Source organism: Kitasatospora sp. NPDC058063, assembly GCF_042885395.1.
Lineage (GTDB): Bacteria > Actinomycetota > Actinomycetes > Streptomycetales > Streptomycetaceae > Kitasatospora > Kitasatospora lactacystinica.
In genome coordinates, this window is sequence record NZ_JBHVSD010000007.1 from 122,576 (window position 1) to 142,538 (window position 19,963).

The 19,963-nt window shown below is 73.4% G+C and carries 21 protein-coding genes and 1 pseudogene; 13 read left to right on the top strand and 9 right to left on the bottom strand.

From position 1 onward, the window contains the following. Positions 1 to 32: 32 nt before the first annotated feature. Entirely contained in the window at positions 33 to 1,508 is a 1,476-nt protein-coding gene (locus ACFVUY_RS14120; RefSeq protein ID WP_387729851.1) for a catalase, read from the top strand. A gap of 81 nt (positions 1,509 to 1,589) precedes the next feature. Here the strand turns inward: ACFVUY_RS14120 and hisN are convergent, their stop codons facing one another. From hisN to ACFVUY_RS14145, 5 genes are all read right to left on the bottom strand, one after another. After that, entirely contained in the window at positions 1,590 to 2,387 is a 798-nt protein-coding gene (hisN, locus tag ACFVUY_RS14125) for a histidinol-phosphatase (RefSeq protein ID WP_380540004.1), read from the bottom strand. A 131-nt stretch (positions 2,388 to 2,518) separates the two neighbouring features. After that, the gene (locus ACFVUY_RS14130) at positions 2,519 to 2,842 is read right to left on the bottom strand and encodes a DMT family transporter (RefSeq protein ID WP_380448541.1); all 324 of its coding nucleotides are present in this window, start codon (positions 2,840 to 2,842) and stop codon (positions 2,519 to 2,521) included. A 128-nt stretch (positions 2,843 to 2,970) separates the two neighbouring features. After that, positions 2,971 to 4,023, bottom strand: a complete 1,053-nt coding sequence (gene rsgA / locus ACFVUY_RS14135) for a ribosome small subunit-dependent GTPase A (protein ID WP_387694944.1) — start codon at positions 4,021 to 4,023, stop codon at positions 2,971 to 2,973. A 15-nt stretch (positions 4,024 to 4,038) separates the two neighbouring features. After that, positions 4,039 to 5,370: a 3-phosphoshikimate 1-carboxyvinyltransferase gene (gene aroA, locus ACFVUY_RS14140; RefSeq protein WP_387729854.1), complete on the bottom strand. Its 1,332-nt coding sequence runs from the start codon at positions 5,368 to 5,370 to the stop codon at positions 4,039 to 4,041. A 65-nt stretch (positions 5,371 to 5,435) separates the two neighbouring features. Next, complete coding sequence (locus ACFVUY_RS14145) at positions 5,436 to 6,161, bottom strand: M50 family metallopeptidase (RefSeq protein WP_387729857.1); 726 nt, start codon at positions 6,159 to 6,161, stop codon at positions 5,436 to 5,438. A gap of 151 nt (positions 6,162 to 6,312) precedes the next feature. Here ACFVUY_RS14145 and ACFVUY_RS14150 point away from each other — a divergent pair, with 151 nt between their 5' ends. The 8 genes from ACFVUY_RS14150 (at position 6,313) to def (ending at position 14,407) form a co-directional block, all read left to right on the top strand. Beyond that, complete coding sequence (locus tag ACFVUY_RS14150) at positions 6,313 to 7,065, top strand: SOS response-associated peptidase (RefSeq protein WP_387694947.1); 753 nt, start codon at positions 6,313 to 6,315, stop codon at positions 7,063 to 7,065. Positions 7,066 to 7,085: 20 nt separating this feature from the next. After that, positions 7,086 to 7,724 carry an alpha/beta family hydrolase gene (locus tag ACFVUY_RS14155; RefSeq protein WP_387729859.1) on the top strand — a complete coding sequence of 213 codons (639 nt, stop codon included), beginning with the start codon at positions 7,086 to 7,088 and terminating at the stop codon, positions 7,722 to 7,724. Positions 7,725 to 7,853: 129 nt separating this feature from the next. Then, positions 7,854 to 8,759 carry a sigma-70 family RNA polymerase sigma factor gene (locus ACFVUY_RS14160; RefSeq protein WP_387729862.1) on the top strand — a complete coding sequence of 302 codons (906 nt, stop codon included), beginning with the start codon at positions 7,854 to 7,856 and terminating at the stop codon, positions 8,757 to 8,759. Then, positions 8,756 to 9,166: a mycothiol system anti-sigma-R factor gene (gene rsrA / locus ACFVUY_RS14165; protein WP_387694949.1), complete on the top strand. Its 411-nt coding sequence runs from the start codon at positions 8,756 to 8,758 to the stop codon at positions 9,164 to 9,166. Before ACFVUY_RS14160 ends, rsrA begins: the two co-directional genes overlap by 4 nt. Positions 9,167 to 9,567: 401 nt before the next feature. Continuing rightward, positions 9,568 to 11,001, top strand: coding sequence for an HD-GYP domain-containing protein (locus ACFVUY_RS14170; protein WP_387695174.1), 1,434 nt, complete (start codon positions 9,568 to 9,570; stop codon positions 10,999 to 11,001). Positions 11,002 to 11,105: 104 nt separating this feature from the next. Continuing rightward, complete coding sequence (locus ACFVUY_RS14175) at positions 11,106 to 12,440, top strand: HD-GYP domain-containing protein (RefSeq protein ID WP_380540019.1); 1,335 nt, start codon at positions 11,106 to 11,108, stop codon at positions 12,438 to 12,440. Positions 12,441 to 12,729: 289 nt separating this feature from the next. Continuing rightward, the gene (locus ACFVUY_RS14180) at positions 12,730 to 13,722 is read left to right on the top strand and encodes a hypothetical protein (RefSeq protein ID WP_359908447.1); all 993 of its coding nucleotides are present in this window, start codon (positions 12,730 to 12,732) and stop codon (positions 13,720 to 13,722) included. 43 nt (positions 13,723 to 13,765) lie between these two features. Further along, positions 13,766 to 14,407: a peptide deformylase gene (gene def, locus ACFVUY_RS14185; protein ID WP_387695175.1), complete on the top strand. Its 642-nt coding sequence runs from the start codon at positions 13,766 to 13,768 to the stop codon at positions 14,405 to 14,407. A gap of 57 nt (positions 14,408 to 14,464) precedes the next feature. Here def and ACFVUY_RS14190 read toward each other — a convergent pair whose 3' ends face one another. Next, a complete protein-coding gene (locus ACFVUY_RS14190) occupies positions 14,465 to 15,358 on the bottom strand; it encodes a LacI family DNA-binding transcriptional regulator (RefSeq protein ID WP_387729864.1) in 894 nt (297 codons plus the stop codon). 78 nt (positions 15,359 to 15,436) lie between these two features. Between ACFVUY_RS14190 and ACFVUY_RS14195 the strand changes: the two genes are divergently transcribed. The 3 genes and pseudogenes from ACFVUY_RS14195 (at position 15,437) to ACFVUY_RS14205 (ending at position 16,672) form a co-directional block, all read left to right on the top strand. Then, positions 15,437 to 15,739: a hypothetical protein gene (locus ACFVUY_RS14195; RefSeq protein ID WP_387729867.1), complete on the top strand. Its 303-nt coding sequence runs from the start codon at positions 15,437 to 15,439 to the stop codon at positions 15,737 to 15,739. A 17-nt stretch (positions 15,740 to 15,756) separates the two neighbouring features. Then, positions 15,757 to 16,029: pseudogene (locus tag ACFVUY_RS14200) on the top strand (carbohydrate ABC transporter permease); the annotation flags it as partial. 55 nt (positions 16,030 to 16,084) lie between these two features. Continuing rightward, positions 16,085 to 16,672, top strand: coding sequence for a sugar ABC transporter permease (locus tag ACFVUY_RS14205; protein WP_387729870.1), 588 nt, complete (start codon positions 16,085 to 16,087; stop codon positions 16,670 to 16,672). Positions 16,673 to 16,762: 90 nt separating this feature from the next. Here ACFVUY_RS14205 and ACFVUY_RS14210 read toward each other — a convergent pair whose 3' ends face one another. From ACFVUY_RS14210 to ACFVUY_RS14220, 3 genes are all read right to left on the bottom strand, one after another. Next, the gene (locus ACFVUY_RS14210; RefSeq protein ID WP_387695179.1) at positions 16,763 to 17,746 is read right to left on the bottom strand and encodes an NAD-dependent epimerase/dehydratase family protein; all 984 of its coding nucleotides are present in this window, start codon (positions 17,744 to 17,746) and stop codon (positions 16,763 to 16,765) included. A 103-nt stretch (positions 17,747 to 17,849) separates the two neighbouring features. After that, positions 17,850 to 18,707, bottom strand: a complete 858-nt coding sequence (locus ACFVUY_RS14215) for a transcriptional regulator (protein ID WP_387729872.1) — start codon at positions 18,705 to 18,707, stop codon at positions 17,850 to 17,852. A 67-nt stretch (positions 18,708 to 18,774) separates the two neighbouring features. After that, complete coding sequence (locus ACFVUY_RS14220) at positions 18,775 to 19,266, bottom strand: hypothetical protein (protein WP_387729874.1); 492 nt, start codon at positions 19,264 to 19,266, stop codon at positions 18,775 to 18,777. 179 nt (positions 19,267 to 19,445) lie between these two features. Between ACFVUY_RS14220 and ACFVUY_RS14225 the strand changes: the two genes are divergently transcribed. Further along, a complete protein-coding gene (locus ACFVUY_RS14225; RefSeq protein ID WP_387730065.1) occupies positions 19,446 to 19,907 on the top strand; it encodes an SRPBCC family protein in 462 nt (153 codons plus the stop codon). The last annotated feature ends 56 nt before the right edge of the window (positions 19,908 to 19,963 follow it).

The following is a 19,963-nucleotide window of genomic DNA, read 5'->3' on the forward strand; positions in this document are numbered from 1 at the left end:
TCATCACGACCGGACACCGCGGAGGCACTCCCATGACGATCCAGGACGAGCAGCGCCCGACCCTGACCACGGAGGCGGGTGCCCCCGTCGCCGACAACCAGAACACCGAGACGGCGGGCGTCGGGGGCCCGGCGCTCATCCAGGACCAGCTGCTGTTCGAGAAGCTCGCGCACTTCAACCGCGAGCGGATCCCGGAGCGCGTGGTGCACGCCCGCGGCGCCGGCGCGTACGGCACCTTCACCGTGACCGCCGACGTGACGCCCTGGACCCGGGCGGCGTTCCTCTCCGAGGTCGGCAAGCAGACCGAGACGTTCCTGCGCTTCTCCACGGTGGCGGGCAACCTCGGCGCGGCCGACGCGGTGCGCGACCCGCGCGGCTTCGCGCTGAAGTTCTACACCGAGGAGGGCAACTACGACCTCGTCGGCAACAACACCCCGGTGTTCTTCATCAAGGACGCCCTCAAGTTCCCCGACTTCATCCACACCCAGAAGCGCGACCCGTACACCGGCTCCCAGGAGGCGGACAACGTCTGGGACTTCTGGGGCCTGTCGCCCGAGGCCACCCACCAGGTGACCTGGCTGTTCGGCGACCGCGGCATACCCGCCTCGTACCGGCACATGAACGGGTACGGCTCGCACACCTACCAGTGGCAGAACGAGGCCGGCGAGCACTTCTGGGTCAAGTACCACTTCAAGACCGACCAGGGCATCCGCAACCTCGCCCAGGCCGAGGCCAACACCCTCGCCGGCGAGGACCCGGACAGCCACCAGCGCGACCTGCGCGAGTCGATCGAGCGCGGCGAGTTCCCCAGCTGGACGGTGCAGGTCCAGATCATGCCGGCGGCCGACGCGGCGAACTACCGCTTCAACCCCTTCGACCTGACCAAGGTCTGGCCGCACGCCGACTACCCGCCGATCGAGATCGGGAAGCTGGAGCTCAACCGCAACCCCGACAACGTCTTCGCCGAGGTCGAGCAGTCGGTGTTCTCCCCGGCGCACTTCGTGCCCGGCATCGGCCCGTCCCCGGACAAGATGCTCCAGGGCCGCCTGTTCGCGTACGCCGACGCCCACCGCTACCGGGTCGGCATCAACGCCGACCACCTGCCGGTGAACCGTCCGCACGCCACCGAGGCCCGCACCAACAGCCGCGACGGCCACCTGTACGACGGCCGCCACGGCCGGCAGAAGAACTACGAGCCGAACAGCTTCGGCGGCCCGGTGCAGACCGGCCGTCCGCTGTGGGCCGCGACCGCCGTCGACGGCCCCACCGGCACCCACGCCGCGCCCTCGCACGCCGAGGACGACGACTTCGTGCAGGCCGGCGACCTGTACCGGCTGTTCTCCGAGGAGGAGAAGCAGCGCCTGATCGGCAACCTGGCGGGCTTCATCGCCAAGGTCTCCGCCGACCGCGAGGACATCGTGGAGCGGGCGGTCGACAACTTCCGCAAGGCCGACGCCGACTTCGGGCAGCGGCTGGACGCGGCGGTCCGGGAGCTGCGCAAGCGGTAGTCACCGGACCGGGAACGGCGGCGGCCCCCCGACCAGCTCCCACTGGTCGGGGGGCCGCGACCACGCTCGGGCCGGCCTGGGTCAGACGGAGAGCCGGCGCAGGGCCTCCTCGTGCAGCAGGCCGTTGGAGGCGACCGCGTCGGCGCCGCCGGGGCCGGGGACGCCGTCCAGGCCGGTGAAGCGGCCGCCGGCCTCCTCGACGATGATGCAGTTGGCCGCCATGTCCCACAGCGACAGCTCGGGCTCGGCGGCGATGTCGACGGCGCCCTCGGCGACCATCATGTAGGACCAGAAGTCACCGTACGCGCGGGTGCGCCAGCAGGCGCGGGTGAGGTCCAGGAACGGGTCGAGGCGACCGCGCTCCTCCCAGCCGCTGAGCGAGGAGTAGGAGAAGGACGCGTCCTCGATCCGGGAGACGCCGGAGACCTGCAGCCGGGAGGCCTTGGTCAGGCTGCGGCCGCCGAACGCGCCCAGGCCCTTGGCCGCCCACCAGCGGCGCTGCAGCGCGGGGGCGGAGACGATGCCGACCACCGGGCGCTCGACGCCGTCCGGACCGTCCTCCAGCAGGGCGATCAGGGTGGCCCAGACCGGGACGCCGCGGATGTAGTTCTTGGTGCCGTCGATCGGGTCGATCACCCAGCGGCGCGGGCCCGAGCCCTGGAGACCGAACTCCTCGCCGAGGACGGCGTCGCGCGGACGGGCGCGCTGGAGCACGCTGCGCACGAGCTCCTCGGCGGCCTTGTCGGCGTCGCTCACCGGGGTGAGGTCGGGCTTGGTCTCGATCTTCAGGTCGAGGGCGCGGAAGCGATCCAGGGTGACCGAGTCGGCCGAGTCGGCGAGGACATGGGCGAGTCGGAGGTCGTCGTGGTAATCGGCCATGCCCGAAACCCTAGCGAGCCTCCCCCGATCGGCACAGCCGGGCTCGCGGAGCGGCCCGGAGCGGGTGCGGGCGCGCGCGGCCGTCCGGCGCGCCGTGTCGGCTCCGCCGGTCGCTCAGTCGGTCGTGCCGGTCAGTGGCTCGTGCCGCTGAGCTGGAGGCCGATGACACCGGCGATCACCAGCGAGATCGAGACCAGCTTGAGCACCGAGGTGCTCTCGCCGAGGAAGAGCATGCCGTAGATCGCGGTGCCGGCCGCGCCGATGCCCGTCCACACCGCGTAGGCGGGGCCGACCGGAAGGGTCTTCAGCGAGAGGGTGAGCAGGCCGAAGCTGCCGAGGGCGAACACGCAGAAGCTGATGGTGGGCCAGAGCTTGGTGAAGCCCTCGCTGAGCTTGAGGTTGATCGCGAAGCCGGTCTCCAGCAGGCCGGCCAGGACCACCAGGGCCCATGCCATCGCGTGCCCTCCCTGTCGATCGACGGGCGGACCGCATACGGCCCGACTTTCCTATGATCGCCAGGTGGGCCCGCTCCGACACCTCGAACGGGCCACCAACCCCGCCGACGGGCCGCGGACGGCCGGACTCAGTCGGCCTCGCCGTCCTTGCTGGCCAGCAGACGGCGCAGCGAGTAGAGCCGGGCCGCCTCGGCGTGGCCCTCGGCGACCCAGGCGTCCAGCGCGCAGTCCGGCTCGTCGTGGCTGCACGCGCGCGGGCAGTCGGCGGTGCCGGCCTCCAGGTCGGGGAAGGCGAGGATGACCCGGGACGGATCGATGTGCGAGAGGCCGAACGAGCGGAAGCCGGGGGTGTCGATCACCCAGCCGGGGTTCAGCGCCTTCTTCGAGCCGGGCTTGGCGCCGGGCGGCGGGGGCAGGCGCAGCGCCAGCGCGGAGACGGTGGTGTGCCGGCCGCGGCCGGTGACGGCGTTGACGTGCCCGGTCTGCCGCCGGCGGTCCGGGACGAGCGCGTTGACCAGAGTGGTCTTGCCGACGCCGGAGTGGCCGATGAAGACCGTGGACAGGCCGCGCAGGTGCTCCCGGACGGCCTCGGCGCCGGTGGTCTCCAGTTCGTCGCGGCGGGTGACCACGTACTCGATGCCCAGCGGCGCGTAGGTCTCCAGCAGCGTCGAGGCCGGGGCGAGGTCCGACTTGGTGAGCACCAGCAGCGGCTCCATGCCCGCGTCGTACGCCGCCACCAGGCAGCGGTCGATCAGCCGGGGGCGCGGCTCCGGATCGGCCAGGGCGGTGACGATGGCCAGCTGCTCGGCGTTGGCGACGACGATCCGCTCGTACGGGTCGTCGTCGTCCGCGGTGCGCCGCAGCACCGAGGTGCGCTCCTCGACCCGGACGATCCGGGCGAGGGTGTCGGCCTCCCCGGTGAGGTCGCCGACCAGGTTGACCACGTCGCCGACGACGACGCCCTTGCGGCCCAGCTCGCGGGCCTTCATGGCGACGACCTCGCGTTCCTGCTTCGTTCCCAGGTCGACCAGGCAGGTGATCCGACCGCGGTCGACGGTCAGCACCATCGCCTCGGCGGCGTCCTCGTGCTTGGGCCGGATCCGGGTCCGCGGCCGGGAGCCCCGGCGGGCGGGGCGGTTGCGGATGTCGTCCTCGTCGGCGTCCTTGCCGTAGCGGCGCATGTGCTCAGTCTCCGCTCAGGCGCCCGCCGCCGCTTCGCCGAGCAGCTCGGACCACATCCCGGGGAAGTCGGGCAGGGTCTTGGCGGTGGTGGCGACGTTCTCGACCTCGACGCCGGGCACGGCGAGGCCGAGCACGGCGGCGGCGGTGGCGAGGCGGTGGTCCTCGTAGGTGTGGAAGATGCCGCTGTGCAGCGGGCGCGGGCGGATCCGCAGGCCGTCCTCGGTCTCGGTGACGTCGCCGCCCAGGTCGTTGATCTCCTTGGCGAGCGCGGCGAGCCGGTCGGTCTCGTGCAGGCGCAGGTGGGAGATGCCGTACAGGTGGGACTCGGAGTCGGCCAGCGCGGCGACGGCGGCGATCACCGGGGTGAGCTCGCCGACGTCGTGCAGGTCGGCCTCGATTCCGTGGATCCGGCCGGTGCCGGTGAACTGCAGGCCCTCGTCGGTGAACTCGCAGGCGCCGCCCATCCGGGTGTAGATCTCGCGCAGCTGGTCCCCGGGCTGGGTGGTGTGCCTGGGCCAGTCCCGCACGGTGACCCGGCCGCCGGTGACCAGGGCGGCGGCGAAGAACGGCGCGGCGTTGGAGAGGTCCGGCTCGACCACCAGGTCGCGGCCGAGCAGGGCGCCGGGGGTGACCCGCCAGACGTCCTTCTCGCCGCCGTCCTCGGGGGCGTCGACCTGGGCGCCGGCCAGCCGCAGCATCTCCACGGTCATCCGGATGTGCGGCAGCGACGGGACCGGGCCGCCGACGTGGCGGACCTCGATGCCGTGGTTGTAGCGGGCCCCGGAGAGCAGCAGGGCGGAGACGAACTGGGACGAGGAGGAGGCGTCCAGCTCGACCGGGCCGCCGTCCAGCGAGCCGGTGCCGTGCACGGTGAGTGGGAAGGCGCCCCGGCCGCCGTCCTCGATCCGGGCGCCGAGCGCGCGCAGGGCGTTGATCACACCGTGCTGGGGGCGCTCGTAGCAGCGCGGGTCGCCGTCGAAGTGCACCGGGCCGTCGGCGAGGACGGCGAGCGGCGGCAGGAAGCGCATCACCGTGCCGGCGTTGCCGACGTCGACGGAGGCGGGGCCGAGCAGCGCGGGGGCGGGGATGACCCGCCAGGCCTCGCCGCCGCCGGTGCCGCCGGAGTCGTTGTTGACCTTCTCCTCGATGGTGACCCCGAGGGCGCGCAGGCCGTCGGCCATCAGCTGGGAGTCGCGGCTGCGCAGCGGGCGCCGCACCCAGCCCGGCCCGTCGGCGAGTGCCGCCAGCACCAGGGCCCGGTTGGTGACCGACTTGGAGCCGGGGATGGTGACGGTGGCGTCGACGGGGCTGGTCGCGACGGGGGCGGGCCACAGGGTCTCGGTCATGGGGCAAGTCTAGGGGCCGCGGAGGAAGCCCCCTCGTCGGTCGGGCGGCGGGAGGCCCCGGCCGGCTACCGCAGCGGCTGGACCAGCCAGGCGGCGCCGAGGCCGAGGCAGGCGAGGGCGACGAGCAGGAAGACGGTGACCCAGGCGAGGGCGGGGACGTGGGTGAGCCGGGCGAGCTGGTCGGCGTCGGAGTCGCGGGCCCAGCCGATCCGGCGCTGGTGCTGGAGCTCCAGGACGGGGCGGACGGCGCCGAAGAGCAGGAACCAGCAGCCGAGGTAGGCGAAGCCGGCCTGGACCTCGGCGCTGCCGAACCACGAGACCAGGAAGAAGGCGCCGCCGGCGACCAGCACGCTGAGGAAGCCGAAGGCGTTGCGGATGCGCAGCAGCAGGGCGAGCAGCAGCACGATCGCCAGCCAGAGCAGCAGGGTGATCCGGTCGGCGGCGAGCAGGGCGGCGCAGCCGAGGCCGAGCAGCGCGGGGGCGGTGTAGCCGGCGGCGGCGGTGAGGACCATGCCGGGACCGGTGGGGCGGCCGTAGGAGAGGGTGAGCCCGGAGGTGTCCGAGTGCAGCCGGATGCCGGCCAGCTTGCGGCGGGTGACCACGGCGATCAGGCCGTGGCCGCCCTCGTGGGCGATGGTCACGGCGTTGCGGGCGACGTGCCAGAGCGGGCGGGCCAGGACGGTGAGCAGGGCGGCGGCGCAGGTCGCCAGGACCAGCCAGCCGGGTGGGGCGGCCTGGGTGCCGGTCACCTGGTTCCACAGGTCGCCGAGGGTCCGGTCGTTCGCGTTCATCGGTGTCTCTCCGCCTCCGTCCGCCGCAGTGGGCCGTCGCGTTGGGCCGTTCGGGGCAGCCTCCCATGCGGGGACGGGCGGGAGGCGGCGGGTGGTTCTGGTCCGGGGATGAACAAGTCCTGAGGACCGGTGGCATGGCAAGCTGGCCCGCATGTGCGGTCGGTTCGCAGCCAGCAGCAAGCCCGAGGACGTCGTCGAGCTGTTCGACGTCGAGCACTGGGATCCCGCGGAGACCCTGGACCCGAACTGGAACGTCGCGCCGACCAACAGCGCCTTCGTGGTGCTGGAGCGGCTGGGCGGGGAGCGGCCGCGGCCGGTGCGGCAGCTGCGGGTGCTGCGCTGGGGGCTGGTGCCGCAGTGGTCGAACTCCGCCGAGACGGCGGTGAAGATGATCAACGCCCGGTCGGACACGGTGCACGAGAAGCCCTCGTACCGGCAGGCCTTCGCCGCGCGCCGGTGCATCCTGCCGGTGGACGGCTACTACGAGTGGCAGACGGTGCCGGGGGAGCGCGGAAAGGCCCGCAAGAAGCCGTACTTCGTCTCCCGGGCCGACGGCACCCCGCTGGCGCTGGCCGGGCTGTACGAGTTCTGGCGCAACCGGGCGGTGCCGCCCGGGCACCCGGAGGCCTGGCTGGTGACCTTCACGATCGTCACCACGGACGCCGAGGAGTCGCTGGCGCCGATCCACGAGCGGATGCCGCTGTTCCTGGACCCGGGGGACTGGGACGCGTGGCTGGACCCGCGGTCGACCGACCCGGACGGGCTGCGCCGGCTGCTGGTACCCCCGCCGCCGGGCGCGCTGCTGGCCACCCCGGTGTCGCCGGCGGTCGGCAGCATCCGCAACAACGGTCCGGAGCTCAAGGAGCCGTGGACCGAGGTCGAGTACGAGACCACCCTGTTCTGAACCTTCCTGGAGTCACTGCGATGAGCACCACCGAACTGGTCCCCACCGAGGCCGGGGAGGCCCGGATCAGCTACCACCACGCCGAGCGGCCGGTGGCCGTGCTGGCGCTCGGCCACGGCGCGGGCGGCGGGATCGAGGCCCGGGACCTGGTGGCGCTGGCCGGGAAGCTGCCGGCCCGGGGGATCACCGTGGCGCTGGTCGAGCAGCCCTGGCGGGTGGCGGGCCGCAGGCTCGGCCCGGCGCCGAGGACGCTGGACCTCGGCTGGCGGCCGGTGGCGGAGCGGCTGGCCGGGCAGGGCCTGCCGCTGGTGGTGGGCGGTCGCAGCGCCGGGGCGCGGGTGGCCTGCCGCACGGGCGCGGCGACCGGGGCGGTCGGGGTGGTGGCCCTGGCGTTCCCGCTGCACCCGCCGGGCAAGCCGGAGAAGAGCCGGGCCGGGGAGCTGCTGGAGTCCGCTCTGCCGACGCTGGTGGTGCAGAGCGCGGCGGACCCGTTCGGCGGGCCGGCGGAGTTCCCGGAGCTCCCGGCGGGGCACGAGCTGGTGGCGGTGCCGTACGGCAGCCACGGCTTCGAGGTGCCCAAGCGGGCGCCGGTGGGGCAGGACGAGGTGCTGGACCTGATCTGCTCGTCGGTGGGGGACTGGGTGCTCCGGCTGCTGTGAGGCCGTGAGCGGGGAGTTTCCGCTCGATCACTCGTGCGAGTTAATGGTGCCCGGGGGCGGGAATGCGGCCGGGGCCGGTGTGGTTGTCGTGTCCGTCAGCACGAGTCACCGGTGTGAGAGGCAGGGCAGATGGGTTCGATCGCGTGCCCCGAGCGGCCTGAGGAGCGCGAGGCCACCACGGCGTTCGCCCCCTCGTGGTCGGAGTGGCTCGACGCGGGCGAGAAGCCCGTCAGCCCGATATCCTCCATTTCTGGGCGGCCCGCCGTGGGCCGTGCCCGTCATGCCGAGGAGGTGGGTCCGGTCGTCGGGACCGAGCACGAGGCCGATCCGGGCCGTGGCCCGGGCGACGCCCTGCCCGCGGGCGAGGCGCTCACCGGTGAGGAGCTGGCCGAGGCGATCGGTGAGGACACCTACCGGGTGTCGGCGGAGGAGAGCGAGGAGACCCGGCGGGAGCGCTTCGAGCGCGACGCCCTGGGCTACCTGGATCCGATGTACTCGGCGGCGCTGCGCATGACGCGCAACCCGGCCGACGCGGAGGACCTGCTCCAGGAGGCGTTCGCCAAGGCGTACGCGTCCTTCCACCAGTTCCGCGAGGGCACGAACCTCAAGGCCTGGCTGTACCGCATCCTCACCAACACGTTCATCAACTCGTACCGCAAGAAGCAGCGGGAGCCCCAGCGCACCGCGGCGGAGGAGATCGAGGACTGGCAGCTGGCCCGGGCCGAGTCGCACATGTCGACCGGTCTGCGCTCGGCCGAGACCCAGGCGCTCGACCACCTTCCCGACAGTGATGTGAAGGACGCGCTCCAGGCCATCCCGGAGGAATTCCGGATCGCCGTCTATCTCGCGGACGTAGAAGGCTTTGCGTACAAGGAGATCGCGGACATCATGGGTACTCCCATCGGTACGGTGATGTCCCGGCTGCACCGCGGCCGTCGTCAGCTGCGCGGCATGCTGGAGGATTACGCCCGTGAGCGCGGGCTGGTCCCGGCCGGCAGCGGGGCAGGGCAGGAAGCGAAGGGCTCGGGCTCATGAGCTGCGGCGATCCGCACGAAACCGAGTGTGGCGAGGTCCTCGACCACCTCTATGAATTCCTCGACAACGAGATGCCCGAGGGCGACTGCGCAAAGTTGCGCGTCCACTTCGAGGAGTGCTCGCCCTGCCTGAAGCAGTACGGGCTGGAGCAGGCGATCAAGGCGCTGATCAAGCGTTCCTGCGGGTGCGACGACACCCCGACCGACCTGCGCAGCAAGGTGCTGGCCAGGATCGACTCGATCCGGGCCGGGCAGCGCTCGGGCGAGCAGGTGGTGGTCGCGGTGGAGACCACCGTCGAGGTGCACGCCGAGTCGGCCCGTCCGGCGCCCGGGCTGGGCGGGGCGGCCGAGCAGGGGTCCACGGAGCGCCCCGGCGCGCCGGTCGAGGCCGGCGCCCAGGCGGAGTGACGGCCCCCGGCGAACGCCCGCGCGGCGAACGCCCGTGCGGCGGACGGCCGGGTGGTCGACCACCGGGAGCGGTGGTCCGCCGGCCCGCCGGTGAGGGTGCGGCGGGCGGTTCGCGCAGGTCGGGCAAGGAGTAACAGCGGCCCCGGGAGTGTGTGCTCCCGGGGCCGCTCCCGTTCCGCTCGTACGTGCCCTCACTCGTTCGAGTGAGTTGGCGGTGCGCCAACTGCGCCATTGCGCCATCATGCGTCCCCATGTCCGGACGGCGGCCTATTCTCCTGACGGACACTCACCGTCGGTCCGCCCGACGCGTTGAGGCAAGACGGGGTCCGTACGGCGGGGAGGTCGAGATCGCTACCGACTGTGGAGGATCGACCCTGCCGCGAGGGGCGGCGCGCTACCTGGTGGCCGTCCCGGTGGCGGCGCTGTGCTGCCTGGTGCCGCTGCTGCCCGCCGCGGCCGTCCCCGGGGTGCCGCACTGGCTGGGCGCTCCGGTGGACTGGCCCAAGGTCGGGCTGCTGGCCTTCCTGCACGGCTGCTGGGAGTCCCTGGCCCAGGGCCTGCCCACGCCCTGCCTGGTGCTGGTGCGCCGGCTGCTGCACCGGCCCGCGCTGCCCGAGCGGACGCCGGCCCGGCCCGGGGTGAACGCCTTCTTCCCGGTGCTGTTCGCCGGGGTGCTGATGCTCCCGCCGTCCGCCGCCGCCCTGGTCGCCGCCCCGGCCGCGCTGCTCGGCGGCCCGAACGGGCGCGGCTGCCGCCCGCGCCAGCTGTTCAACGGCTCCCAGCTCGCGCTGTGCGCCTTCGCCTCCTCGGCCGCCTTCCACCTGCTGCGCGGCCCGCAGCTGCTGCTCGGCTCCCGCTTCCCGGCCGCGCTGCTGCCGGGATTCGCCGCCGTCGCGGTGTTCTGCCTGGTCAACGGGGTGGTGGTGGGCGTCATGCTGATGCTCGGCGAGGGGCGCCGCCCCGGGGTGCTGCTGCGCGGGGCGCACGCGGTGTGCGGCCTGCCGGTGCTGGTGCACGCGGCCGGCGGGCTGATGGTCGCGGTGCTCTGGCAGGGCCCGTACGGCGCGTTCGCGGCGCTGCTCGCCCTGCTGCCGCTGTCCATCTCGGCCTGGGTGTTCGCCCAGGGCCAGCGCGAGCGCGACGCCCACCAGGCCACCGTGCAGTCGCTGGTGCAGGCCGTGGAGATCAAGGACTCCTACACCCGGGGCCACAGCGAACGGGTCGGCCGGGCCTCGGTGCTGATCGCCACTCAGCTCGGCATGGAGGCCGAGCGGCTGCGCACCCTGCGCTTCGCCGGCATCCTGCACGACGTCGGCAAGCTCGGGGTGGCCACCGAGCTGCTGCGCAGAAACGGTCCCCTGACCGAGGCGGAGCGCCGGGCGGTGGAGATCCACCCGGTGTACGGGTACGAGCTGGTGCGCGGGATCGACTTCCTCGGCGAGGCGCACGCCGGAATCCTGCACCACCACGAGCGGATGGACGGCCGGGGCTACCCGAGCGGGCTGGCCGGCGAGCGGATCCCCGAGTTCGCCCGGATCATCTCGGTCGCCGACGCCTTCGACTCGATGACCTCCACCCGCTCCTACCGGCGCGGCCGCCCGGTCGGCGAGGCGGTCACGGAGCTGGAGCGCTGCTCGGGCAGCCAGTTCGACCCGGTGATGGTGCGGGCGCTGATCGACGCGCTGGCCGGGCACGACTGGCAGCCGGTGGTGCACTCGGAGGACGGCATCGAGGCGGTGCCGGACATCCCGCTCGGGGTGCCCGAGCCGGTCCGGGCGGCGCCGGGCCGGGTTCCGCCCCAGGGCGGGAGCGTCCCCGCGGCCGGGCAGCCGTGAGGGCCCCCGGGCGCGCGGCTTCCGGGCGTGCGGTGCCCGGAGCGGGGGCGTTCGGGCGTGCGGTGTGCGGAGCGGGGGCGTTCGGGCCCCGGGCGCTGCGGCGGGTGCTCCTCGGCCGCACGCCCTGCGGGCGCACCGCGCGCGCGGTGCACGCGGTGGCCGCCGCGCTGCTGGCGCTCGCGCTGGGCGCCGTCGCGGTGCGCGGGGTCGCGGAGCCCGGGGTCGTGCTGGCGTTCACCGCGCTGATCGCGCTCGGCGAGTGCGTCCGGATCACCCTTCCGGGGGATCGGGAGCAGGCGCCCATCGGGGCGGCCGGCGCGCTGGCGTACGCGCTGCTCGGGCCGCTGCGCGGAGTGCCGACCGCGCACGGGACGCTCCAGGTGGTCGCGGTGACCGGGGCCGGCCTGCTGCTGGGCTGGCTGGCCTGCCTCGTCCTGCCCCGCCGCGTCCTGCCGGGCGGCCCCGGCCGTCCGCCGGGCCGTCCGCCCTGGGCCGACCCGGCCCGCCGCGACGGCGCCGCCCGCCGGCTGCTCGCCGTCGGCTTCGCGGCCGCCGTCTTCCAGCCGCTCTACAACGGCGGCGCGGTCGACCGCTTCTCGCCCGAGGGCCCGGCGTACGGGGTGTTCCTGACCGCCGTCGCCGCGCTGGCCGCGCTCTGCGACGCGACCCTGGCGGCGCTGCTGCGCCGCTCCGGCGGCGGGCTGCGGTTCCCGGCGGCGCTGGAGGACGAGCTGCGCTCGCTGTTCGGCATCGGCTCGGCGATCGTCGCCACCGGGATGCTGGTCAGCCTCGCGGCGGGCGAGGTCGGGCTGTGGGCGCTGCCGCTGTTCTGCACCCCGCTGCTGCTCGCCCAGGTGTCCTTCCGGCGCGCCGCCGCCGTGCGGGCCACCACCGGGCAGACCATCGCCAGCCTCGCCCGGGCCACCGAGGTGGCCGGCTACACCCCGCACGGGCACGCGCGCCGGGTCGCGGACACGGCGTGCGCGCTGGGCCGCGAGCTGGGTATGGGCACCCGCGAGCTCGCCCTGTTGGAGTACGCCGCACTGATGCACGACGTCGGCCAGCTCTCCCTGGTCGAACCGGTTCCGGACGGCGCCACCGCCCTGCTGCCGTACGCCGAGCAGCAGCGGATCGCCCGCCTCGGCAGCGAGGTGATCAGCCGCACCGGAGTGCCCCGGCAGGTCGCCGAGCAGGTCGCCCGGCTGGCCGACCCGTACACCGGACCCGCCCCCGGCGAGGGGCCGGTGCCGCTCGCGTCCCGGATCATCCGGGTCGCCAACGCCCACGACGACCTGCTCACGTCGGCCCGCGGCCGGGGCGTCGGCGAGGCCGTCGGGCGGCTGGAGGCCCTGGAGGTGCTGCGGCTGGGCCGCGGCCGGGTCTACGACCCCCGCGTGGTGGACGCCCTCGCCAGGGTGGGCGGCCAGGCCCGGCGCTGAGGGTGGGCCCGGGTGCGCGGGGCTCGCACGGTAGGGGCCGTGCGCCGGCGTCGCGGGACCGGGAAAACCGGGTTCCGGCCGTCAGGGGTTGAGCGGGTGGGATCGGGCGGGCAGGCTGGGGAGGGGCGGACCCCAACCTCGGCGGTGGGGAGCGCGGGCGGGGGCGGGCGTGGTTGGATGCGGTCGTAGCGTGGAACACCGACCCGGGGCACCGGGCCCCGAACACCGTCCGAGGCGGTACGGGCACGGTGGCACGGGACTTGAGCGGACGACGACGGCAGGGACGAACGTGAGGATCTTCCACCGGGCACGGCACCGGCCGTCCGCCACCTGGCGGCAGACGACCGACCGGGCCTTCACGCTGATCGGCGACGGCCGCTACGAGGACGCCGGCGCGCTGCTGGTGATGGCCGCCGACCTGGAGCCGTGGCTCTCCGACTCCTGGTTCAACCTCGCCCTGCTGCACAAGTTCCGCCGGGACTGGGAGCAGGCCCGCTCGGCCGGGCTGCGCGCCGTCGCCCTGCTGGACCGCGAGCACGGCGCCCCGGACTGGTGGAACCTCGGTATCACCGCCACCGCCCTCCAGGACTGGCCGCTGGCCCGCCGCGCCTGGCAGGCGTACGGGCTGAAGCTGCCCGGCGGCCCCGGCGGGCAGCAGGACGGCCCGGTCAGCCTGGACCTCGGCACCACCCCGGTACGGCTCTCCCCGGACGGCGAGTCCGAGGTGGTCTGGGGCCGCCGGCTGGACCCGGCCCGGATCGAGGTGCTGTCCATCCCGCTGCCCTCCTCCGGCCGCCGCTGGGGCGAGGTGGTGCTGCACGACGGCGCCCCGCACGGCGAGCGGGTCACCGACGGCGTCGCCTACCCGGTGTTCGACGAGATCGAGCTGTGGGCGCCCTCCCCGGTGCCGACCTACGTGGTGCTGCTCCAGGCCGCCACCGCCGGGGACCGGGACGCGCTGGAGCGGCTGGTCGCCGACGCCGGCTACGCGGCCGAGGACTGGACCTCCTCGGTGCGGCTGCTGTGCCGCGCCTGCTCGGAGAGCCGGATGGCCTCCGACGACGGCGTCGCCGCCCACCACGACCCGCACGACGACGGCGACGCCGCCCACCCCGGCCACCTCAGCCACCTCAGCCAGGGCGGCGCGGCCGGGATGTCCTGGCTGGTCGAGCGCGAGTGCGGGATCGCCGCACCGGCCCACCTGGTGCGCACCCTGCTGGACCGCTGGGTCGCGGCCGCCCCGGGAAGCCGGGCTTACCGGGATCTCGAAGAAGTGTGCTGAGTACCCTGGTGAGGTAACGCGTACACCGACGGAAGCGGAAGACATGGCGGAGCAGGCCGAGCAGCACGAGCACGAGCACGACGTGGAGGGGACGGCGCCCGAGACGCCCGTGAAGGTGATCGGTGAGGAGCCCGACCTCAGCAGGGGCACCGCGCGCCCGATCACCGTCGTCGGCAACCCGGTGCTGCACCGCGAGGTCAAGGACGTCACCGTCTTCGACGGCGAGCTGTCCGCACTGATCGACGACATGTTCCAGTCGATGTACGCCGCCGAGGGTGTCGGCCTCGCCGCCAACCAGATCGGCGTCGACCTCAAGGTCTTCGTCTACGACTGCCCGGACGACGAGGGCGTGCGCCACATCGGCCACGTGATCAACCCGGTGCTGGAGGAGTACCCGGCCGACCGCCGCCGCGTCCTGGACGACGGCAACGAGGGCTGCCTCTCGGTCCCCACCGCCTACGCGGAGCTGGCCCGCCCGGACTACGCCGCGGTCACCGGCGTCGACAAGGACGGCGAGCCGATCCGCGTCGAGGGCACCGGCTTCTTCTCCCGCTGCCTCCAGCACGAGACCGACCACCTGTACGGCACCCTCTACATCGACAAGCTGTCGAAGCGGGACCGCAAGGACGCCCTGCAGCAGATGGCCGAGGGCACCCCGAAGTACGCCACGGTGTCGAACGCCTGACGTTTCGGTACGTGCGAGGGCCGGGACACCGCTGGTGTCCCGGCCCTCGGCGTGAGGTCAGCCGTGCCGCAGCCGGCCGGTGGACTCGCGGGCGACCAGCTCCGGGCTGAACAGGTAGTCCCTGACCTGGCCGCCGTGCCCCTCCAGCTGGCGCCACAGGGCCTCGGCGACGGCCGCGGCCATCTCCTGGATCGGCTGGCGCACGGTGGTCAGCGGCGGGTTGCTGTGGGCGGCCAGGTAGCAGTCGTCGTAGCCGACCACGGAGAGGTCGCCGGGCACCGGGCGGCCGGCCTCGCGGGCGGCCTGGGCGACGCCGAGGGCCATCAGGTCGCTGCCGGCGACGATCGCGGTGACGCCCGCGTCGAACAGCTGGCGGGCGGCCGCGGCGCCGCCGGCGATCGAGTAGGAGGACTCGGCGTACCAGTCGGCGGGGGCCTCCTCGCCGAGCAGTTCGCGCATCGCGCGCCGGTAGCCTTCCAGGCGGTTGATCGAGGGCCGCAGGTAGCCCTGGCCGCCGGCCAGTCCGATCCGCCGGTGGCCGAGTTCGCGCAGGTGCGCGACGGCGATCCGGGCGCCGAGCGCCTCGTCGGTGGCGACGGTGGGTACGGCCAGGCCCTCGACCCGGCCGCTGACCAGCACCATCGGGATGCCGCGTTCGTGCAGCAGCCGGTAGAAGCCGTGGTCGGCGTGCGGGTTGGCGTGCCGGCCGGAGACCAGGACCAGCCCGGAGACGCACTTGCGCAGCAGGACGTCGATGTAGCCCAGCTCGGCGGTGCCCTGGCGGGTGGAGGTGCCGACCACGGCGGTCAGGCCGTGCTTGGCGAGCTGCACCTCGATCGCGGAGGCGAGCAGGGGGAAGACCGGGTTGTCGAGCTCGGGGACGACGATGCCGATGAGCGCGCCCTGGTGCGGGTCGTAGCCCTGGTCGGGCTGCCAGCCGAGCTCCCGCATGGCCTCGGCGACCTTGAGCCTGGTGTCGTCGGAGACACCCGGCCGGTCGGTGCCTTCCTCGTGAGCCAGGGGCTCTCGATGGCCACCACCGCCCGGCCCACCCTCGTCCACGACCGGGCGGCCGACACCCTCACCGACACCCTCACCGACACCCTCACCGACACCCTCACCGACACCCGCGACGGCACCGTCTACCACCCGGAGGACGGCCGGTACACCGCCGCCGACGGCTCCGGGCGGACCCTGCCCACCGGCTGGCACCGCACCGTCGGCTTCGCCAACTTCACCGCCGTGCTCACCAGCCCCGCCATCCGCGGCCCCTTCCTCGGCGTGCTCGCCTGGACCTTCGGCTGCGCGGGCAGCGGGTCTACCGCTCGCTGATGCTGCTGCCGTACGCGATGCCCGCGTTCATCGGCATCCTGATCTGGCAGAGCATGTACAACCGGGACTTCGGGCTGCTCAACCAGCTGCTGCACACCCGGATCGACTGGCTGGGCGAGGCTTGGAGCGCCCGGTTCGCGGTGGTGCTCACCAGCCTCTGGCTCGGCTTCCCCAACATGCTGCTGATCTGCACCGGCGTGCTGCAGGCGATGCCCGCCGAGCTCAACGAGGCCGCCCGGATCGACGGCGCCGGGCCGTGGCGGGCGTTCCGGGCGGTCACCTTCCCGCTGCTGCTGGTCGCCGCCGCACCGGTGCTGATCTCGTCCTTCGCCTTCAACTTCAACGGTGCTGGCCGCGTACGCCTTCTCGCGGTTCCGCTTCCGGGGGCGGCGGTTCGGGCTGATGGCGGTCTTCCTGGTGCAGATGTTCCTGCAGTTCCTCGCGGTGATCTCGCTCTACCTGATGTTCGCGAAGATCGGCGACGTGCTGCCGGCGATCGGCCTGGACACCCCGTGGGGCCTGGTGCTGGTCTACCTCGGCGGCGCGATGGGGGTGAACACCTGGCTGATGAAGGGCTACCTGGACACCATCCCGCGCGAGATCGACGAGGCCGCCAAGGTGGACGGCGCCGGGCACGCCCAGATCTTCTTCCGGCTGATCCTGCCGCTCGCCGCGCCGATGCTGGTGGTGATCTCCGTCCTGTCGCTGACCGCCGCGCTCAACGACGTGATCCTCGCGAACATCTTCCTGACCTCGAACGACTCCAAGACGGTCGCGGTCGGCCTCTACGGGATCATCTCCGGCCAACAGGACCAGAACTACGGCCTGTTCGCCGCCGGGGCGCTGGTGACCTCGCTGCCGGTGATCGTGGTCTACCAGTTCCTCCAGCGCTACCTGGCCCAGGGGCTGACCGCGGGATCGGTCAAGGGCTGAGCACGGGTGGCCGGTCTGCCGCCCCGGACGCCGACGACGTCCGGGGCGGGGTGGTGGGTCCCGTACAGGGGGTCCCGTGCGGGCGGCGGATCAGGATTCGCCGTGCTGGCCGCGGGAGAAGATGGTCGGGCTGCCGGGGAGCTCCGGATTCGCGCCGAGGTGGTCGGCCAGGTCGCGCACCCCCTCAACCAGCGAGACCGACGGCCGGTATCCCAGGCCCTGGAGCTTGGAGATGTCGCCGACCAGCCGGTAGGTGTCGTCCTCGATCTCCGGGATCACGCTGACCTCGGGAGTCTTGCCGGTGGCCTCCCCGATCGTGTCGACGAGCCGGCGCATCGACACCTCCGTGCCGGAGCCGATGTTGAACACCTCGCCCAGGTCGGCCCGGTCGGCGATCGTCAGCAACCCCTGGACCAGGTCGGTGACATGGACGAAGTCGCGGGTCTTCCGGTCGATGTCGCCCACGATCTGGATGGGTCGGTGGTTGAGGTGCCAGCGCAGGAAGCGGCCGACCTCGACCATCGCCTCGTGCGGGTTCTCCCCCGGTCCGTAGACGCAGAAGGGGCGGCCGACCACCACCGGGAGGCCGCAGGCGCGGTGGAGTGCCAGGCAGGTGATCTCGCCGCTGAGTTTGGACGCGCCGTACGGCACGAAGGGGCGGGTCGGGTGGTCCTCGTCCATGGGGAATTTCCGGGGCGTTCCGTAGACGGACGCGGACGAGACGTAGACGACCCGGCGGACGGGCGCCTTGAGGAGGGCCTCGGCGAAGATCAGCGTGCCGAGTGCGTTGATCTCGAAGTCGAGGCGCGGCTGCGTCACCGACAACGTGCCGTTCGCGTTCGCGGCGACGTGGAAGACCAGGTCAGCGTCGTCCACGGCCTCGGCGACGGCGTCGACCTCGCGGATGTCCAGCAGGTGCAGGGTGGTCCCGGACGGCGCCGAGATGCTCGTGGCCGTCCGGGCGTTGTCGATGATCGACACCTCTTTCCCCAGGAAGAGAAGAGCGCTGGTCAGGTGCCTTCCGACGAAACCCAATCCGCCCGACACCAATACCTTGTCGTATTCTTCGAGCATATAATCGATATATCAGGCCTAGAACATATGGGCGATCCGGGAATTCGAAATCGCGTCCGTCCGAGTGAATATCGGGCGAGCAGGGTTTGTCCCGGGACGGAGTTCAGGCCCGGTGGGCGGCCGCCGGCCCGGTGTCGAAGGCGCGGAAGAGCGAGAGGTCGGGAGTACGGCCGCGGATCGTGGCCCAGGCCTCGTGGAAGTCGCGCCGGATCCGGGACGGGAGCCAGGGGGCGGGCCTCAGCTCCGGAGGGAGGAGCGGGTCGCGCTCCAGGGCGTGGGTGAAGGCCTCGGCCAGCCGCAGCGCGACGGCGACGAGTTCGACGGACCCGCGGTCGGGGCCGAGGGGTTCCGCGGCGAGCGCGTCGGCGAGAGGCCGGTAGGCCTCGACCGTCTCGGCCGAGGGCCACAGGTGCTCCGCGGTGGAGGCGGGATCGGTGAAGCCGGGACCGGTCAGGCGGGTGGCCTCCGCCGTGATCAGGTAGGCGCCGACCGTCGCCGCCGAGGCCTCGTCGGTGAGTTCGTCGAGGAGGTCGTGCGGGCTCGCATAGGCGCCGGGCGCGAGCGGCACGGCACCGAGCCGGGTCAGCGCGGCACGCAGGGCGTCGCGCTCCGACCGGTGCCGCTCGGGGACGGAGAAGGTGTAGAGGCGCCAGAGCCCGTCCCAAGGGGCGTGGCCGGCGTCCTGCGCGTAGGCCAGCGCGACGAACCGGACGTCCATGTCCGAGCGGAGCCTGCCCGCGTCGGTCAGCACGAGCCGGCCCTTGCGGCCCCGCCCCTCCTGCCGCAGGACGCCCGCCGCCTCCAGCCGGCGGACGGCCAGCCGCACCGGCTGGTCCGACAGGCCGACCGCCGCGGCGACGTCGTAGACGTAGTCGAGCGCGGCCGTGCCCTGCGGATCGAAACAGGCCTCGACGACCGTGCGCGGCGCGGGTCGGTACGGCGCGGCGTTGTCTGCGGACACGGGAGACCTCGGTTCTCGATCACGGGGCCCGGGGCGGGGCCGTCCGGTCAATCTGCCACACCGGACCTCAGGCGCCCTCCCAGGGATAGCCGTGGCGGCGGAAGGCCGAGGCGATGGCCGCCCTCCCGCCCTCGACGTCGTCGTCGAAGAGGACACGACCGACCGGTGACTCGATCCGCACCTTGCCGCCGTGACGGAAGACGCCGCCGACCTGGTCGCGGGTGATCACCCGGCTGTCGTCGCCCTCGACGATGGTGATGCTCTCGTCCGAGATGCGCAGCACGGCGGCGTGGTAGGTGACGAACATCCCGATCACGAGGCCGACGGCGGCGAGCGCCACTGGTCGTCCGATCACCATGGCCGGGGAGGAGAACGAGCCCAGGAACCGCACGGTGTCTGCGTAGGGGATCGGATGCTCGGCGGCGAACCGGAGGAGCCACGGGACGGCGAAGCCGAGGCCGGCGCCGACCGCGCCGCAGAAGACCCAGACGACCACCTTGGTGTCGAGGGGCATCCGGAGCTCGGTCGCGGCGGACTGGGCGCCGGTTTCTTTCGTCATGATTACGACCGTAGCAGGTCCGATAGATTTCGGCGATCGGAGACGGCGGGCCGCGCAGGGGGCGCCACGCCCCGGGGTGGGGAACCGGTCCCGGTGTCACGTTCCCGGCGGGCATCCGGTCTTCCTGTCGGGTGCGGTGGCCGCAGTCCGCGCCGCCGACCGAGAGAGGGGACATGACCATGGAGACCCTGACCGTCCGACGCGTCATCGCCGCACCGATCGAGGACGTGTTCGACTGGTGCGCCACCACCACCAACTACACCCGCTCCCCGCTCATCCTCCAGGCCCGACTGGCCCGACCGGGCGCCGGTGCGCCGTACGGCGTGGGGGCGGTACGGCTGCACACCTGGACGATCGGCTGGTTCCGCGAGCGGGTCACCGCGTACAACCCGCCGTACGGCTTCGACTACACGGTCGAGCGCAGCCTGCCGCCGTCCCGGCGCGAACTCGGCCGGATGACCTTCACCGAGGTCGCCGGCGGGACGGAGGTCGCGTGGACGACCACCTTCCAGGTCCGCCTGCCCTTCGGCGCGGCCCTCACCCGGGCCCTGGCGAAGCCGGTCATCGCCCACACCTTCGGCCGGATCCTCGCCGCCGCCGACGCCGAACTCACCGGTGGGCGGCGGGCCGGGGGGCGGTGATGCCGCGTGACGGTGGGCGCCCTGCGTGGTCACGGCGGGGGCGAACAGCCGCGATG